Here is a 2337-nt window from a genome sequence, read left to right as displayed (position 1 = left end):
CGTTTCCGCTTCTGAATTATCCACAAAAAAAGCGCTTCTTAATTTCTCTTTTTTGATCAATTTTTTTCTTCAATTGTGGGTAACGTCTCGGCTATGGTTAGTACGGGAATTAAAATTACTGAATTTCCGATTAAGCACTTAGCCAAATCTTTTTATTTTGTTTTAATTTTTCATTTTTAAAGCCAAATCAAAAGATTTGGCGGACTTCGTAAATATGCCTGAACCTTGGGTTAAGCACCAAAACCCGTATTAATTATAGCCATTGTTGCCAGTAGTTATTCGAGTTCTGGAAATAATTCAATAGCTATTTTTTCAAATTCCTTATCTTGGGTTGGTTTATTTTCCAAATATTCTTGTCGTTTTCGTTTGAATGTGTTTTTCTTTTTGTCCAAAACGTTAATTTTATTAGTCTGTTTAAACTTATCAATAGATTTTAAAATAACATCACCATTTTCACGATAGTTAGTAATTGAATTTATTGCTACTCCTAATAAATTTGGAAAATTAACTCCAATTGGTCTATTCATTTTGAATGATAAAATTGTATCTAATTCACGAGTTTTCCCCATAGCTTTCTCAAACTTATTCAAATCATTAAGTTTTGTTGCGTATCTTAAAGTTGTCCATTTTCCAAAATCGTATTCACTCTTCTTTTGGTGGTATAAATCTAATACAAATTGTATATCTTCTTCTTTTATTTTATAGCCTCTTTTAAACAAGATAGAGAAGTAATACGTCCCAAAATATTTTTCCTCTTCAAAGTATCTTTTAGCAATTTTCATGAATACTGTGTTTTTTTCTTTATCATAAGAGTTAACATCACACTCAAGTTCTAAGCGAGCTAAAAGATAGAAGGTGAATTTATCTTTTGTTCTATTGTTTAGTAATTTATGTAAAATAAGATGTTTTTCACAGCCTACTAGTTTAGGAATATTAATTTCTTCGTGTAGTTTTTTCAGTTCATTTGTATTCAATTTACCAGGTAGATTTCCGCTTTGAAAATAATCAGCTTTTGAATCCTCGTAATATTCTGGAAATTCTTCTAAAAATAAGCTATAAAGTTTTTCTTTCCAATTCATTATTTACGATATTTTGCTTAATTACTGGCAACGATTTATATATGGTTTGTTGCATTTTTGAAGCACTAAATTAAGTAAATAAAAACGGAATAGAAAATCCCCTAAGGATTTTCGTAAGTAGGTTCGCACTAGCAATAAATTATATATTTTGTTAACCTGCGTTTTTTTTATTAAAATACAGATATAAAATCTCACATTTTTCAGCGTTTTTATTCGGCGTTTAACTTGTCTAAATTTTCATTCCTAATTGCATAAACAGACTAAAATTCCGCCGTTTCCATTTCAGAATTACAGACAGATTCTTGCGTAATATTTGTCAGAATCCCACAGTTTTTCATTTCCGATTTCACAAACAGGCTAAAATTCTGCCGTTTCCACTTCAGAATTACAAACATATTTTTCCGTAATATTTGTCAAAATCTACTGCTTTACGATTCCGTTTCCTATTGCGAAAACATGCTAAGATTCTGCCGTTTCCACTTCAGAATTACAAACATATTTTTCCCGTAATATTTGTCAGAATCTGCTGCGTTATAATTCCATTTCTGGTTGCGTAATATTTATCAGAATCCTACTTTTTTAAACCGCTTTTTTGCCAATATTGCGTGTAATTTGGCTTAATGCAGGTTAACGACTCGTGTATAAGTAGTAAGGATTTGATTTGTAATAAATTTCATTTAAGCACTTAACCAAATTTGCAATTTTATTGTTATTTTCTTCAACCATAAAATTTCAACTTTGGTGGATTTCGTAAATAATCACAAAATTTTCAACTTAGCAATTTCCCTTATTACTTATACATACTGTTAACTTTTCGTTTATTTTTCCTTTTTTACAATTAAAATACCGATATAAAATCACATATTTTTCAGCGTTTTTATTCGGCGTTTAACTTGTCTAAATTTTCATATAAACTTACGTGAAAAAAATCTAAAATCGAGAATATTCCGAACAGTTTTTCTCATTTTCATTCCTAATTGCATAAACAGGCTAAAAGTCCGCCGTTTCCATTTCAGAATTACAGACAGATTCTTGCATAATATTTGTCAAAATCTGCTGCTTTACGATTCCGTTTCTACTGCGCAAACGAGCTAGAAAGTCCGCCGTTTTCATTTCATAATTACAGACAGATTCTTGCGTAATATTTGTCAAAATCTACTGCTTTACGATTCCGTTTCTACTTGCGTAATATTTCTCAGGATTTTACTTTTTTAAACCGATTTTTAGCCAATTTCACGTATTTTTTTTAAATGAAAGT

1 protein-coding gene is annotated in these 2337 nt (G+C 29.7%); it reads right to left on the bottom strand.

What is annotated here, in order from left to right; genetic code table 11:
• Nucleotides 1-275 precede the first annotated feature (275 nt).
• A complete protein-coding gene (locus tag DPIF8902391_RS11750) occupies nt 276-1079 on the bottom strand; it encodes a DUF7829 domain-containing protein (protein WP_172505929.1) in 804 nt (267 codons plus the stop codon).
• Between the last annotated feature and the right edge of the window lie 1258 nt (nt 1080-2337).

It is taken from the genome of Tenacibaculum finnmarkense genomovar ulcerans (assembly GCF_900239495.1).
In the GTDB taxonomy this organism is placed as follows: Bacteria; Bacteroidota; Bacteroidia; order Flavobacteriales; family Flavobacteriaceae; genus Polaribacter; species Polaribacter ulcerans.
Note: the sequence above shows the minus strand (reverse complement) of the source record. Positions and strands in the feature narration are given on the sequence as shown.

What these genes read in the sequence shown, in the direction of transcription:
- DPIF8902391_RS11750 (WP_172505929.1), bottom strand. Translation starts at nt 1,079, where the DNA reads ATGAATTGGAAAGAAAAACTTTATAGCTTATTTTTAGAAGAATTTCCA.